13 protein-coding genes are annotated in these 13,392 nt (G+C 71.9%); 9 read left to right on the top strand and 4 right to left on the bottom strand.

Translation table 11 applies throughout. The features are described from left to right. Positions 1 to 5 precede the first annotated feature (5 nt). Positions 6 to 1,418 (bottom strand): HtaA domain-containing protein, encoded by a 1,413-nt coding sequence (locus tag O1Q96_RS09865; protein ID WP_269247800.1) that lies wholly within the window; start codon positions 1,416 to 1,418, stop codon positions 6 to 8. Between the two features lie 240 nt (positions 1,419 to 1,658). Here O1Q96_RS09865 and O1Q96_RS09860 point away from each other — a divergent pair, with 240 nt between their 5' ends. The 7 genes from O1Q96_RS09860 to O1Q96_RS09825 all read left to right on the top strand — a co-directional run bounded on the left by O1Q96_RS09860 (position 1,659) and on the right by O1Q96_RS09825 (position 9,330). Then, complete coding sequence (locus O1Q96_RS09860; protein ID WP_269253552.1) at positions 1,659 to 2,660, top strand: heme/hemin ABC transporter substrate-binding protein; 1,002 nt, start codon at positions 1,659 to 1,661, stop codon at positions 2,658 to 2,660. Continuing rightward, the gene (locus O1Q96_RS09855; RefSeq protein ID WP_419586618.1) at positions 2,657 to 3,766 is read left to right on the top strand and encodes a FecCD family ABC transporter permease; all 1,110 of its coding nucleotides are present in this window, start codon (positions 2,657 to 2,659) and stop codon (positions 3,764 to 3,766) included. The genes O1Q96_RS09860 and O1Q96_RS09855 overlap by 4 nt, the downstream gene beginning before the upstream one ends. Beyond that, complete coding sequence (locus O1Q96_RS09850; RefSeq protein ID WP_269247799.1) at positions 3,763 to 4,596, top strand: heme ABC transporter ATP-binding protein; 834 nt, start codon at positions 3,763 to 3,765, stop codon at positions 4,594 to 4,596. The genes O1Q96_RS09855 and O1Q96_RS09850 overlap by 4 nt, the downstream gene beginning before the upstream one ends. A gap of 177 nt (positions 4,597 to 4,773) precedes the next feature. Beyond that, on the top strand, positions 4,774 to 5,925 hold the full coding sequence (efeO, locus tag O1Q96_RS09845) for an iron uptake system protein EfeO (RefSeq protein WP_269247798.1): 1,152 nt from the start codon (positions 4,774 to 4,776) through the stop codon (positions 5,923 to 5,925). Positions 5,926 to 5,939: 14 nt separating this feature from the next. After that, positions 5,940 to 7,313 carry an iron uptake transporter deferrochelatase/peroxidase subunit gene (gene efeB / locus O1Q96_RS09840; RefSeq protein WP_269247797.1) on the top strand — a complete coding sequence of 458 codons (1,374 nt, stop codon included), beginning with the start codon at positions 5,940 to 5,942 and terminating at the stop codon, positions 7,311 to 7,313. Positions 7,314 to 7,316: 3 nt separating this feature from the next. Further along, positions 7,317 to 8,174, top strand: a complete 858-nt coding sequence (efeU, locus tag O1Q96_RS09835; protein ID WP_269247796.1) for an iron uptake transporter permease EfeU — start codon at positions 7,317 to 7,319, stop codon at positions 8,172 to 8,174. Positions 8,175 to 8,325: 151 nt separating this feature from the next. Next, the gene (locus O1Q96_RS09825; protein ID WP_269247795.1) at positions 8,326 to 9,330 is read left to right on the top strand and encodes an SCO2278 family lipoprotein; all 1,005 of its coding nucleotides are present in this window, start codon (positions 8,326 to 8,328) and stop codon (positions 9,328 to 9,330) included. A gap of 196 nt (positions 9,331 to 9,526) precedes the next feature. On the opposite strand, the gene O1Q96_RS09820 is transcribed toward O1Q96_RS09825, so the two are convergent. Next, positions 9,527 to 10,258 (bottom strand): bifunctional DNA primase/polymerase, encoded by a 732-nt coding sequence (locus O1Q96_RS09820; protein ID WP_269247794.1) that lies wholly within the window; start codon positions 10,256 to 10,258, stop codon positions 9,527 to 9,529. Between the two features lie 167 nt (positions 10,259 to 10,425). Between O1Q96_RS09820 and O1Q96_RS09815 the strand changes: the two genes are divergently transcribed. Then, entirely contained in the window at positions 10,426 to 11,253 is an 828-nt protein-coding gene (locus O1Q96_RS09815; RefSeq protein ID WP_269247793.1) for a glycerophosphodiester phosphodiesterase, read from the top strand. Between the two features lie 67 nt (positions 11,254 to 11,320). On the opposite strand, the gene O1Q96_RS09810 is transcribed toward O1Q96_RS09815, so the two are convergent. Continuing rightward, a complete protein-coding gene (locus tag O1Q96_RS09810; RefSeq protein ID WP_269247792.1) occupies positions 11,321 to 11,977 on the bottom strand; it encodes a TetR/AcrR family transcriptional regulator in 657 nt (218 codons plus the stop codon). 102 nt (positions 11,978 to 12,079) lie between these two features. On the opposite strand from O1Q96_RS09810, the gene O1Q96_RS09805 reads away from it, so the two are divergent. Continuing rightward, entirely contained in the window at positions 12,080 to 12,304 is a 225-nt protein-coding gene (locus tag O1Q96_RS09805) for a DUF6243 family protein (RefSeq protein ID WP_269247791.1), read from the top strand. Positions 12,305 to 12,404: 100 nt separating this feature from the next. Here the strand turns inward: O1Q96_RS09805 and O1Q96_RS09800 are convergent, their stop codons facing one another. Then, positions 12,405 to 13,388: a small ribosomal subunit Rsm22 family protein gene (locus tag O1Q96_RS09800; protein WP_269247790.1), complete on the bottom strand. Its 984-nt coding sequence runs from the start codon at positions 13,386 to 13,388 to the stop codon at positions 12,405 to 12,407. Between the last annotated feature and the right edge of the window lie 4 nt (positions 13,389 to 13,392).

Here is a 13,392-nt window from a genome sequence, read left to right as displayed (position 1 = left end):
AGAGTTCAGCTCTCTTCGGGGGCGCCGCCGGCCGGCCGCGCACGGCGCCTGCGGACGACGAGAAGGGCGGCGGCCACCGCGATCAGGGAAGCGGCCGCGAGGCCGACGGGCAGGACGGGGAAGCCCGTCTCGCTCGCGGTGGCCTCCGTCCTGGGCTCCGCGGTCTTCGGCTCGTCCGCGGCGGCTTCGGGAGTGGCCGACTCCGTGCTGCCCAGATCGGGCAGGGCGGGCAGTTCCGCGCTGTCGGTCAGTGCGACGGCGAGGGAGACCGGGTCCATCGCCGTGCCCGCCCTGTACATCCCGCCGAAGGCCTCGGCCCCTTCGGCGGTGAGCTTCGCGGGCGCCTCGGTCACCCGGGCGAGGCCGTCCTTCGGCTTGAGGTCCTTGGCGGTGAAGATGACGAGCGGCACCTTCTTCTCCGTGGCGCTGCCGCTGGTGACGTCGGCGTAGAGCGTGCCCTTCCCGCTGTCCGTGACCTCGGTCCGTACCTTGCCGAGCTCCAGGTCGAGGCCCTGTTCGCCGGTGAAGCGGACGGCTCCGGCGAAGGTCGCGTCGAGGGTCTGTTTCTTCTCGTCGTAGGTGCCCGAGCCCTCGGGGAAGCGGAAGAGCGCACCGCCGTCCTGGGCGCCCCCGCTGAGCTTCCACTCGCCGTCGGCGATGGCTCCGGTGACGTACTCGCGGAAGGTCCTGCGCACACCCCAGTCGACGGCGCCGTCCTCGATCCGGCCGGAAGTCTCCTTCTTCGCCTTGGACTTGGACGGGGAGGGGGTCGGCGTACGCGACGGCTCGGCGGCGGCCGCCGGCTTCACGTCCGCGGAGAGGCTGACCGGGTCGAGGGCGGTGCCCGCCGTGTAGTACCCGGCGAAGGACTTGGCGCCCTGGGCGGTCAGCGTGGCGGGCAGGTTGTTCAGCTGGACGGCGTTGCCGCCGCCCTTCATGTCGATGCCGCCCAACGAGAGGGAGGCGAAGGGCACCTGTGAGGACGTCGTGACCGCCCCGGTGCCCTTCGCCTTGCTGGTGACGTCGGCGTAGAGGGTGCCGCCGTTGCCCGCGAGGCGGACGGTGGGGCGGCTGATCGTCAGGTCGAGCTGGTGGCTGCCGTCGCCCTTCTTGTGGCCGAGGAAGTGGACTCCGCCGGAGAAACCGGCGTTGAAGGAGCCCGAGGAGCCGTCGTACGTGCCGGTCGCCGAGTGGAAGCGGAACTGGCTGCCGCCGACCGTTGCGGCGCCACCGGTGAGCGAGAAGGAGCCGTTTGCTATCGGTCCGGTGACGTAGCTCTGGAAGGAGGATTTGATGCCCCAGTCCAGGCGGCCGCCCTGCACGGTCCGGTTCGCCGCCTGGGCCTGGCCGGCCGGGAGCAGTGCCACCAGGACCGCTGCACAGAGCAGGGTCACGCAGGTGCGTGGGTGCGAGGGCATGGACGTCCTCCGGAGCGGGCGGGATCTGGCCGGATGTGATGCCATCCTGGCGAGATAGGTAAGGCTAACCTAAGCTATGTCCGCCGGGGCGGGAAGCACCGGATGAGACAGAAGAGGGACCGCGGGTTCTTGTCGGCAGCCGGCCGGTCGTGGCTGGTCGCGCGGTTCCCCGCGCCCCTGACAGGGGCGCGGCCCCTGCCGTACCGGTCAACCGGAAGGACAGACGCGGTCGTGCGACGCATGCGTGTACGAGTGGCGGGAGCACTGCTTGCGGTGCTGGCGATCACGGCGACGGGCTGTTCCTCCGAGGCGGGATCGTCCGCGAGCGAGCCGGCGGCCGAGGCCGGGGCCGGCGCCGCCGCAGACCGTGTCGAGCCCCTGACGGACACCCCCGCCCCCCGGCTCCCGGTCACCGTGCGCTCGTCCGACGGCCGTGACGTCACGGTCGAGGACGCCGGACGCGTCGTGCCGCTCTCCGGCAGCCTCAGCGAGATCGTCTTCACCCTGGGCCTCGGCGACCGTGTCGTCGCCCGTGACATCACCGCCACCTTCGCGCAGGCGGAGAAACTGCCGGTGGTCACCCGCAACCACGACGTCTCCGCGGAGAGCGTGCTGTCGCTGAAGCCCGACCTCGTGCTCGCCGAGGCGACCACCGGGCCGGCGGAGGCGATGAGCCAGATCCGCGACGCGGGCATACCCGTCCTCGTCGTCGCCCCGGCCCGGGGCCTCGACGACGTGGGCCCGCGGATCGAGGCGGTCGCCGACGCCCTCGGAGTCAGCGCCGCGGGGAAGGAACTGACCCGGCGCTCCGAACAGCGGATCGCCGCCGTGCGCAAGGACATTCCGCAGCGCACCGACAAGCCGCGTGTGGCGTTCCTGTACCTCCGCGGCTCCGCGTCCGTCTATCTGATCGGAGGCAGGGGCTCGGGGGCCACCTCCCTGCTCGAAGCGGCCGGTGCCGTGGACGCAGGCGCCGAGGCGGGTCTGAAGAAGGACTTCACAGCGATCACCACGGAGGCCCTCGCCCAGGCTGCCCCCGACGCGATCCTCGTCATGTCCAAGGGCCTGGAGTCCGTCGGCGGCATGGACGGCCTGGTCGGGATTCCGGGCGTCGCACAGACCCCCGCCGGGATGGACCGCCGGGTCGTCTCGGTCGAGGACGGTGTCCTCCTCAACTACGGCCCCCGCACGGACCAGGTACTCAAGTCCATCGTCAGCCAGTTGTACGAGGACACCGAGTGACCGTGACCGACAAGGCCGCCGCCCACGAGGGCCTGGTCCCGCAGGCCCCGCCCGCGAGCCCCCCTCCCCGCCGGTCCCGTCGCGGCGCAACCTGGCTGCTCGGCATCGGCCTGGCCGCCCTCCTCCTGCTGCTCACCCTGGCCTCCGCCGGACTCGGCGCGTACGAGATCCCGCCCGGTGACGTCCTGGCGTCCGTCGCGCACCGCGCGGGCCTGGGCGGCGGCGAACTGCCCCGCGTCCCCGAGTCGGTGCTCTGGAACGTGCGCTTCCCGCGGATCGTGCTCGCACTGCTCGTCGGTGCCTCGCTCGGCTGCGCGGGCGCGCTCATGCAGGGCGTGTTCGGCAACCCGCTCGCCGAACCGGGCGTCATCGGCGTCTCGTCGGGGGCTGCGGTCGGCGCGGTGGCCGCGATCTCGCTCGGTCTCGGCTTCCTCGGCACCTGGACGGTTCCGGCCTTCGCCTTCGTCGCGGGGCTCGGCACGGCGCTGCTCGTGTACTCGATGTCCCGCTCGGGCGGCCGTACGGAGGTCGTGACGCTGATCCTCACCGGTATCGCGGTGAACGCCTTCGCGGGCGCGCTGATCGGCCTGTTCATCTTCCTGGCCGACACCGCGGCGGTGAACCAGATCACCTTCTGGCAGCTCGGCTCGCTCTCCCAGGCGACCTGGCCGAAGGTGCTGGCGGTGCTGCCGTGCGCGGCGGCGGGACTGGTCGTAGCTCCGCTCTACGCACGGAAGCTGGACCTGCTGGCTCTCGGCGAGCGTCCGGCGCGGCACCTGGGTGTGGACGTCGAGCGGCTCCGGATCGTCCTGGTCCTGGTGGTCGCGCTGCTGACCGCCGCGGCCGTCAGCGTCTCCGGCGTCATCGGTTTCGTCGGGCTCGTCGTCCCGCACCTGCTGCGCATGGCGGCGGGCCCGGGTCATCGTTTCCTCCTTCCGGGCAGCGCCCTGGGCGGTGCGGTGGTGCTGCTCGCGGGCGACCTCGCGGCCCGGACCGTCGCCGAGCCCGCCGAGCTGCCGCTCGGTGTACTGACCGCGCTCTTCGGCAGCCCGTTCTTCTTCTGGCTGCTGCGCAGGACCCGTCGCAGGCAGGGAGGCTGGGCATGAGGTGGCTCCGCACGAGGACCGCTCCGCCGGACCCCGTGGCGCCCGGCGACGTACTCGCCGAGGCCGAGGCCCTGCGGGTCCGGCTCGGCGCCCGCGAGGTGCTGTCCGGCGTGGACGTCAGGGCCCGCGCGGGCGAGGTGCTGGCACTGGTCGGCCCCAACGGGGCGGGCAAGTCCACCCTGTTGGGCGCGCTCGCCGCCGACCTCCCGGCCGACGCGGGTGTCGTACGCGTCCACGGCCGCCCCGTGTCCGGCTGGTCGGCGCACGAACTGGCCCTGCGCCGGGCGGTGCTCCCCCAGTCCGCGTCGCTCTCCTTCCCGTTCCCGGTCGAGGAGGTCGTACGGATGGGGCGGGCGCCCTGGGCGGGCGGGGCGCAGGAGTACACGAGGGAGACGGACGACGAGGCGGTGACCGCGGCCATGGCGGCGACGGAGGTCACCGAGTTCGCGGCCCGGCCCTTCTCGGCGCTCAGCGGCGGCGAGCGGGCCAGGGTCGCGCTCGCCCGGGTGCTCGCCCAGCGGACCCGGCTGCTGCTGCTCGACGAGCCGACGGCCGCTCTGGACCTGCGGCACCAGGAACTGGTGCTGCGGATCTGCCGGGACAGGGCACGCGACGGGGACGCGGTGGTCGTGGTGCTGCACGATCTGGGCCTCGCGGCGGCGTACGCGCACCGGGTGGTGATCCTGTGCGCCGGGCGCGCGGTGGCCGACGGGGCGCCGGCCGAGGTCTTCACCGACCGACTGCTTTCGGACGTCTACAAACAGCCGGTGGAGGTCTTCGCCCACCCGCGCACCGGTGGGGTCCTGGTGGCCCCCGTGCGGGGTTCTTGACCCGTCTTTGACCGTTACGTGGGGGGTGTATTGGGCCTCCGTGACCCGGTCGTGCTCATACGGCGTCCATGAGAGCTGAATCACTGGACGGGCGTCTTTCGGTCAGGTAAGCCTCAGATAAGTTAGGCCAGCCTCACTCGGAACCTCTGCCTGCCCTGTGACCCTCTTGGAGCCTGTATGCGAGCCGTCCGACTCTCCGTCACCGCCGCCGCGACCGTGGCGGCGCTGGCCGCTGTCACGGGTTGCACCGAGAAGAGCGACGCGTCCGGCGACGACCGTGTCGTCGAGGTGACGGCCACGGACACCAAGTGCGAGGTGTCGAAGAAGGAGTTCCCCGCCGGTCACGTCCAGATCGACGTGACCAACAAGGGCTCCAAGGTCACCGAGGTCTATCTCCTCTTCCCCGACGACCGGATCGTCACCGAGCGCGAGAACATAGGCCCCGGCACCAGCCAGAAAGTCACCGCCGAGGTGAAGGCGGGCGACTACCGGATCGCCTGCAAGCCCGGCATGAAGGGCAAGGGCATCCGTCAGGACGTCAAGGCCACCGGCACCGGCAAGGTCGCCGAGCGCGACCCGCGCCTGGACGCGGCGGTCGCCTCCTACCGGGAGTACGCGCAGGAGCAGGCGGACGAGACGCTGCCCAAGGCCAAGGTCTTCACCGACGCCGTCAAGGCCGGTGACATCGAGGCCGCGAAGAAGGCCTACGCCGACTCGCGCATCGGCTGGGAGCGGACCGAGCCGGTCGCCGAGTCGTTCGGCGACATCGACCCGAAGGTCGACCTGCGCGAGGACGGTCTGGAGGAGGGCCAGGACCTGGAGAAGGACTGGACCGGCTGGCACCGCCTGGAGCGCTCGCTCTGGAAGGACAAGAAGCTCACCGACCGGGACTCCGAGCTCGCCGACCAGTTGGTCAAGGACCTGGAGGACTGGCAGAACCGGGTCGGCAAGGCGGAGATCACCCCGACCTCGATGGCCAACGGCGCCAAGGAACTCCTGGACGAGGTCGCCACCGGCAAGGTCACCGGCGAGGAGGAGCGCTACTCGCACACCGACCTGGTCGACTTCAAGGCGAACGTCGAGGGCGCCGAGAAGTCGTACGAGCTGCTGAAGCCGGTCGCCTCGGAGAACGACGCGGCGCTGACGAAGGAGCTCGACACGCAGTTCGCGGCGCTCGACACGCTGCTGGACAAGTACCGCAAGGACAAGAACTCCTACGAGTTCACCTCGTACGACAAGGTCGGCAAGGCCGACCGCAAGGAGCTCTCGGACGCGGTGAACGCGCTCGCGGAGCCGCTGTCCAAGCTCGCCGCCGCCGTGGTGAAGTAGGGGGGCCTGACGCCATGACGGACGCCACGAACCCCACGGACGCCGCGAACAGCACGAATGCCGGTGATTCCGCCGGCCGGACCGATTCCGCGGCCCGGACCGGCTCCACGGACCAGGCGGACTCCACGGCCCGGGCGGGCTCCGACTCCCGTACGCCGTCCCGGCGTTCGCTGATCGGCTGGGGCGGTGCCGGGCTCGCGCTGGGTGCCGCCGCGGCAGGCGGGGCGGTGGCCGCGACCCGCAGCGGCGACGACGTCGAACCGACCGCCGCCGGGGCGGGCGCCGCGGTCGCCTTCCACGGCACCCACCAGGCGGGCATCGCCACCCCGGTGCAGGACCGGCTGCACTTCGCCGCCTTCGACGTGAAGACGACGGACCGGGCCGCGTTCGTCCAGCTGCTGAAGGACTGGACCGAGGCGGCCCGGCGGATGACCGCCGGGCACGCGGTGGGCGAGGGCGCGTACGGCGGTCTGGCCGAGGCTCCGCCGGACGACACCGGTGAGGCGCTCGGGCTCAAGCCGTCGCGGCTGACCCTGACCATCGGTTTCGGCCCCTCGCTGTTCGAGCGGTTCGACCTCGCGGACCGGCGGCCGCAGGCCCTCGTCGAGCTGCCGAAGTTCGCGGGCGACAACCTCGACGGGAACCGCAGCGGCGGCGACCTGTGCGTCCAGGCGTGCGCGGACGACCCGCAGGTCGCGGTGCACGCGATCCGCAACCTTGCCCGGATCGGCTTCGGCAAGGTCGTCGTCCGCTGGTCCCAGCTGGGCTTCGGCAAGACGTCCTCGACGACTCCGGAGGCCCAGACCCCCCGCAACCTCATGGGGTTCAAGGACGGCACCCGCAACATCGCGGGCACGGAGACGGACCGGCTGAAGAAGTTCGTGTGGGTCGAGGAGAAGGACGGACCGGCCTGGATGACGGGCGGCTCGTACCTCGTGGCCCGGCGCATCCGCATGAACATCGAGACGTGGGACCGGACCTCCCTCCAGGAGCAGGAGGACATCTTCGGCCGCGACAAGGGCGAGGGTGCTCCGGTCGGGAAGGCGAAGGAGCGGGACAAGCCGTTCCTGAAGGCGATGAAGCCCGACGCGCACGTACGGCTCGCGCACCCGGACACCAACGCCGGGGCGACGCTCCTGCGCCGCGGCTACTCCTTCACGGACGGCACGGACGGGCTGGGCCGCCTGGACGCGGGCCTGTTCTTCCTCGCCTACCAGCGGGACGTGCGCAAGGGCTTCATCCCGGTGCAGCGGAGCCTGGCGCCGGACGCGCTCAACGAGTACATCCAGCACGTGGGTTCAGCGATCTTCGCGATTCCGCCCGGCGTCCGTGACAAGGACGACTGGTGGGGCCGGGCGCTGTTCTCGAAGGACCCCAAGGAGGCGTAGGCCGTGTTCGGCAACTATCTGATCGGTCTGCGCGAGGGCCTGGAGGCGAGCCTCGTCGTCTGCATCCTCATCGCCTACCTGGTGAAGACGGACCGCCGGGACGCCCTGAAGCCCGTCTGGATAGGCATCGGCGTCGCGGTGGGGATCGCCCTCGGCTTCGGCTTCGCCCTTGAATTCGGCTCCCAGGAGCTGACGTTCGAGGCGCAGGAGGCGCTCGGTGGTTCGCTGTCCATCGTCGCCGTCGGCCTGGTGACGTGGATGGTCTTCTGGATGCGGCGGACCGCCCGGCACCTGAGGTCCGAACTGCACGGCAAGCTGGACGCGGCCCTGCGGATGGGTACGGGTGCGCTGGTCGCGACGGCGTTCCTGGCGGTGGGGCGCGAGGGCCTGGAGACGGCCCTGTTCGTCTGGGCGTCCGTGCGCGCGTCGGGCGACGGCACCCAGGGCCCGCTGATCGGCGTGCTTCTCGGCATCCTGACCGCGGTCGTGCTCGGCTACCTCTTCTACCGGGGCGCGGTCCGCATCGACCTCGCCAAGTTCTTCACCTGGACCGGCGGCATGCTGGTGATCGTGGCCGCGGGCGTCCTCGCGTACGGCGTCCACGACCTCCAGGAGGCGGACTTCCTGCCGGGCCTGACGAACAAGGCCTTCGACATCAGCGGGACCATCCCCCCGGACAGCTGGTACGGCACGCTCCTGAAGGGCGTCCTCAACTTCCAGCCCGATCCGACCGTCGTCCAGGTCGTCGTGTGGGTCGCGTACCTGGTGCCTACGCTCGCGTTCTTCCTGGCGCCCCAACGGTCCGACCGGGCGGGGGCGAAGCCGTCCGCTCCGCTCCGCGAGGAGGTCGAAGAGGTCTGAGACCGGGCGGAAGCGGTCCGCAACGGACGCCCGGGATCCCGCCGCGAGCGCAATAGATCACAGTGCGGGCCCGGTACGTGATCCCGCCGCCCGCGTCCTTCCCGGCCCCGGTAGGGTTTCGCCTCCGGGAAGGGGAAGGTGAAGGCACCTGATGAGCAGGGATCGCGGCCCACGTAGGCCTCGCAGGCTTGGCCGGAGCGCGCTGACAGCGGCCTCGGTGACCGTGCTGTCGGTGACGGCGAGCGGGTGCGTGGTGGTGCACGGGGAACGGGAGATCCTCCCCGGGGCCACGAAGGCCGAGGCCGCGCGCGCCCTGAAGGACTTCACCGCCGCCTACAACGAGGCGAACGGCGCCAACGACCCGTCCCTGGACGCGGACCGGGTCACGGGCGCCCTCGGGGACATCGACGGGGCGAAGCTGAAGGCCGGTGGCACGAACCAGCCGGGCGGCAATCCCGACTACGTGCCTTTGACGCTCACCGACACCGAGTTCACCATTCCCGAGAAGGCCGGCTGGCCGCGCTGGTTCGTCGCCGACTCGAAGGCCAACAAGGGCCGTGGTGAGGACCGTTGGCTGCTGGTGTTCACCCGTGGCGACGCGAACGAGCTGTGGCAGGTCTCCTATCTGACGATCACCGCCGCCAAGGAGATACCGGAGTTCAAGAAGGACGAGGACGGCTGGGCCGAGCCGGTCACGGCGGACGCGGCGGACCTGGCGGTCGCCCCGAGGAGCCTGCCCCAGCAGTACGCGACGTACCTGAAGGACGGCGGCGACGCCTTCGCCCCCGGCGCCCACACCACCAAGTGGCGCTCCGACCGGGCGGCGAGCGCGGCCCGCCCCGGTCTCGCCCAGCAGTACATCGACGAGCCGCTGGCCTCCGGCGACTACGCTCCGGTCGGCCTGCGCACCACGGACGGCGGCGCCCTCGTCTTCTTCACGACCCGCCACTACCAGAAGCAGACGGCGGCCCAGGGCGTCCCCATCAACGTCACCAACGCCGACGTGAAGGCCCTGATGACGGGCGAGCCCAAGCAGTCCCTCACCCTGGAGTCCATCTCCAACCAGGCGGTCCTGGACCCCGCGAGGTCCGCACAGAACCCAAAGGTGCAGTTCCTGGGCAGAATCCAGGGCCTGACGGCGGCGAAGGGCGAATAGCGCTCCAGCGGGAGTGCGAGGTTCGGCAGGCTTTTTGTGGGGGGCGCGGGGAGCTGCGCAGTCCTTTCGGGCGCCCGGGGAAGAGCTCAACCCTCAGGGGCGCGGGGAACTGCGCAGTCTTTTCAGGGGCGCGGGGAACTGCGCGACCAGCCACAGCCGGCCCGCAGGCGAAGAACCCACCCCGACGGAGTCACCGTCACCCCCGCAACGGCCACGCCGCAATCTGCTCCCGCTCGACCCCCGCATACCGAGCACATTCGTCGGTCAGCACCTCGAGCAACGACAACGGATCCGGCAACGGATGCTCGGGCCCCCGCGCCCACTCCACCGTCAGCTCCCCGGCCAACCGCGCCGGCGGCACCAGCACGTACGACCCCCGGCAGTGCCACCGCAGCCCCGGATGCTCGTCCATCGTCTCGGGATGACAGTCCAGCTCGCACGGCCACCACTCGTCCTCGTCCTCGGGCGTACCCCGCGTGGCGGTGAAGAAGAGCATCCGGTCATCCCCCGAGAGGGCGACGGGCCCGACCTCGACACCGGACGCGAGCAACCGCTCGAGCGCCTCCTGCCCGGCTTCGAGCGGCACGTCCAGCACGTCGTGCACCATGCCGGTCGCGGTGATGAAGTTGGCCAGCGGCTGATGCCGGGCCCACCGCTCGATCTGCGCCCGGTCGGTCGTGGACTGCGTCTGCCAGGCGAACGAGACCGGGTGGCGCGCGGGGGTGGGACACCCGACGCGATCACAGGAACACCGGTAGGCGGAGGGATGGGCGGCGGGCGCGAGCGGCAGCCCGGCCTCCGCGGCGGCGAGCAGCAGTTCCTCACGGCTTGCGGAGTCGGCCGCGGCGTCCGGCCGTGGACGCCGGCCGCGCAGCCACTGGGAGATCCTGCCCTGCCCGCCGGAGCGGCCGCCCGTCTCTGCGCTCATCGATCCCCTCGCCTGGCTATCGTGCGGAAAGCATGCCTCATGGTCGCACCATCCTGCGCTTCGGGGGGCCGGAGCCCACATCCGGGGTAGGTGGGGCAATGCCCACCCGGGCAAGGATCGAGTGTCATTACATACTTTGACGTGATTTGCCCGCCTACGGTGTCGGCATGGTCACACGGACTGCGCTGACGGGCATCGCCGGTCTCACGTCACTGGCTCTCGTGGGGCAGGCCGGGGCGGTCGCTCCGCTGGAATGGGGCGCCGGCCCGCTGACGGTGGCCGCGCTCCCCCGCGTCGTCTACACGGCGCACCGCGGCGGCGCCCGGGAGGTCCCGGAGAACAGCATGTCGGGGCTCATGACCGCGTACGAGCGCGGGACGGCCCAGGTGCTCGACCTGGACACCCGGATGCTGCGCGACGGGACGGTGGTGGTCATGCACGACGCGACCCTGAACCGCACGACCTACATGGGCGGCCCTGTGCACGCGCTGGACCGGCGGGACTGGCAGGGCGTGCGGCTGCGCCCCCGGGCCGCGCTGCCGGGCAGCTGGCGTTCGGAGCGCCCGCCGACGCTCGCCGAGGTGCTGGACCGTTTCGGCGGGCGGGTGGTGCTGATGCTGGAGGCGAAGGACCCGCGGAGTCTGGGGGCCCTCGCCGCCATGGTCAGGGCACGCGGCCTGACCCGCTCGGTGCTGGTCAACTCCAACCATCCCGCGGTGGCCCTGCGCACCCACCGCATGGGCCTGCTCTCACAGTTGTGGCGGTCGGCCCGGCAGATGCGTACGGACCGGCCGGAGCGGTGGCGCCCGTTCGTGGACGTCCTGGACGTGGACCACAGGGCCCGTGACCGCGATCTCGTACGGGCCGTCAGGTCCGGCATCCCGCGCGTGTGGGCGCACACGGTGGTGACCCGCGCGCAGCGCGACCGGGCCCTCGCGCTCGGCTGCGACGGCATCATCACGGACGCGCCGGGACGGCTGGCACGACGCGGGTGAGGCCTCGGACCCGCTCACGAGGACGCGGGACGAGGACTTGGCCGTGGGCGCCCGTGCGGGCCCGCACTCAGCGGGGAGCGAGGCCGTGGAGTGCATACTCGACGAGCTTGTCCGTGTACTCGTACGAGATGGGGCCCGTGTACTGGAGCCAGCGCTGGGCGAGCGGCGAGACGAAGAGTTCCAGGGCGATGCGGGGGTCGACGTCGGGGCGTACGGCACCCTGCTCCTGGGCGGCGCGCAGACGCTTCACGTACAGCTGGAGCTGGGGTTCGAGGAGCCTGCCGACGAACTCGCGGCCGACCTGTTCGTTGACGACGCCCTCGGCCGCCAGGGCCCGTGACGGGGCCTCGAACCTGGGGTCGAGCAGTTCGTCGACGGTGGCGCGCAGGACCGCCTTGAGGTCCGCCTCCAGGTCACCGGTGTCCGGGATCCCGTACTCCGCGTACTCCCCGATGACCTCGGGCCGGGCCGCATCCTCGGCCGCCCGGGCGCTCAGGTCGAGGAACGCCTCGAGGAGGACCTCGGCCTTCGACGACCACCAGCGGTAGATCGTCTGCTTGCCGACGCCGGCGCGGGCGGCGATGCCCTCGATGGTCGTCTTGGGATAGCCGACCTCGGTCACGAGTGCGAGGGCGGCGTCGTAGATCGCGCGGCGGGACCTCTCGCTGCGCCGGGCCGAGTCGGGGGCGGGCTTCTGCTGGGGCTGAGCGGACTTTTGGGCCATGGGTCGAACTTAACAGGTTGACAAGACGATACGTCTCGCCGGACAGTGGAGTCACTGAATCGAGACGGTTCGTCTCGTTGGGTCGAGTGGGAGGAGGCCGTGATGAGCCGAGGTGGAGCCGGAAACATGCTGGGAGTCGGCGGCAGCCGCAGCAACCTGAGCCGCAAGGCGCTGCGTGGCGGTGGCCGGGGCAAGCAGGTGGGCGGCGGGATCGACCCGCAGGACCGGAAGAAGGAACTGCTGCGCAGGTTCCAGGAGAAGCAGGCGGCCCAGGAGGGCACGGCTCGCGACGCGCCGGAGGAGGAGGCGACGGGCGAGACGCCGTGAGCGTACGGCGGGGAGACGCGGCCCGGCCCGGCCGGAGGCGGAAGCCTCCCGGACGGGCCGCCGTGCTGTCTGAACGCCGGGCCGGCGGGGTTGTCGGGCGCTAGGCCGGCGGCCAGCTGTCGCCCCAGTCCGCGTCGCGGGCCGCCTTGTAGAGGAGGCCGTGGCGCTTCGTCACCGTCGAGCGGCCGAGGCGCTCCTGCGTCTCGCACAGGTCCAGGAGCACCTGGCCCTTGCGGATCTGCGGCCGCCGCACGACCCGCGACGGCGCCGGGGTCGCCGGGAAGCGCGTGGCGGCGACGTAGCTGAACTTCTCGTCTTCGTACGCCAGTGAGCCGCCCTTGACCTGCCGGTGCAGGGAGGATCGGCTGACCCGGGCCGAGAAGTGGCACCAGTCCTCGCCCGCGACGATGGGGCAGGCCGAGCTGTGCGGGCAGGGGGCGGCGATGTGGAAGCCGGCGCCGATGAGGCGGTCGCGTGCCTCGATGATCCGGAGGTACCCGTCCGGCGTGCCGGGCTCGATGATCACGACGGCCGGAGCGGCGGCCGCCGCCGCGTCCACGACGGCGGTGCGGGCGGACTCCGTCAGCTCGCCGAGTACGTACGACACCGTGACGAGGTCGGTGCTCTCGATGGCGAGCGCCGCCCCGATCCGGGCGCGGTGCCACTCGGCCGACTTCAACAGCGGGTGGTGCGAGGCGAGTTCACGGCCGAGGGCGAGCGCGGGGTCGGCCCAGTCGAGCACGGTCACCGGCCGCTCCTCGGGCCAGGTGGCGTTCACGGCCCAGGTCGCCGCCCCCGTGCCGCCGCCGACGTCGACGTGGCTGCCCGGCACCCACTCCGGCGCGGCGTCCGCGAAGGCGTCCAGCGCGGCCCGTACGGCCTCGAAGGTCGCGGGCATCCGGTACGCGGCGTACGCGGCCACGTCCGCGCGGTCGCGCAGGATCGGGGCGTCCGTCGGAGTGGTCCCCCGGTAGTTCGCGATCAGCCGGTCGACGGCCTGCGCGGCCACCTTCGGCGGCAGGCCGTCGAGCAGCCCCGCAAGGGCCGCGCGCAGGGTCTCGGCTGGGGAAACGGGGGCGGTCACGAGG

The sequence above is a fragment of the Streptomyces aurantiacus genome, assembly GCF_027107535.1.
Lineage (GTDB): Bacteria > Actinomycetota > Actinomycetes > Streptomycetales > Streptomycetaceae > Streptomyces.
The sequence above is the reverse complement of the archived record's forward strand: the minus strand, read 5'-3'. Positions and strand labels throughout refer to the sequence as shown.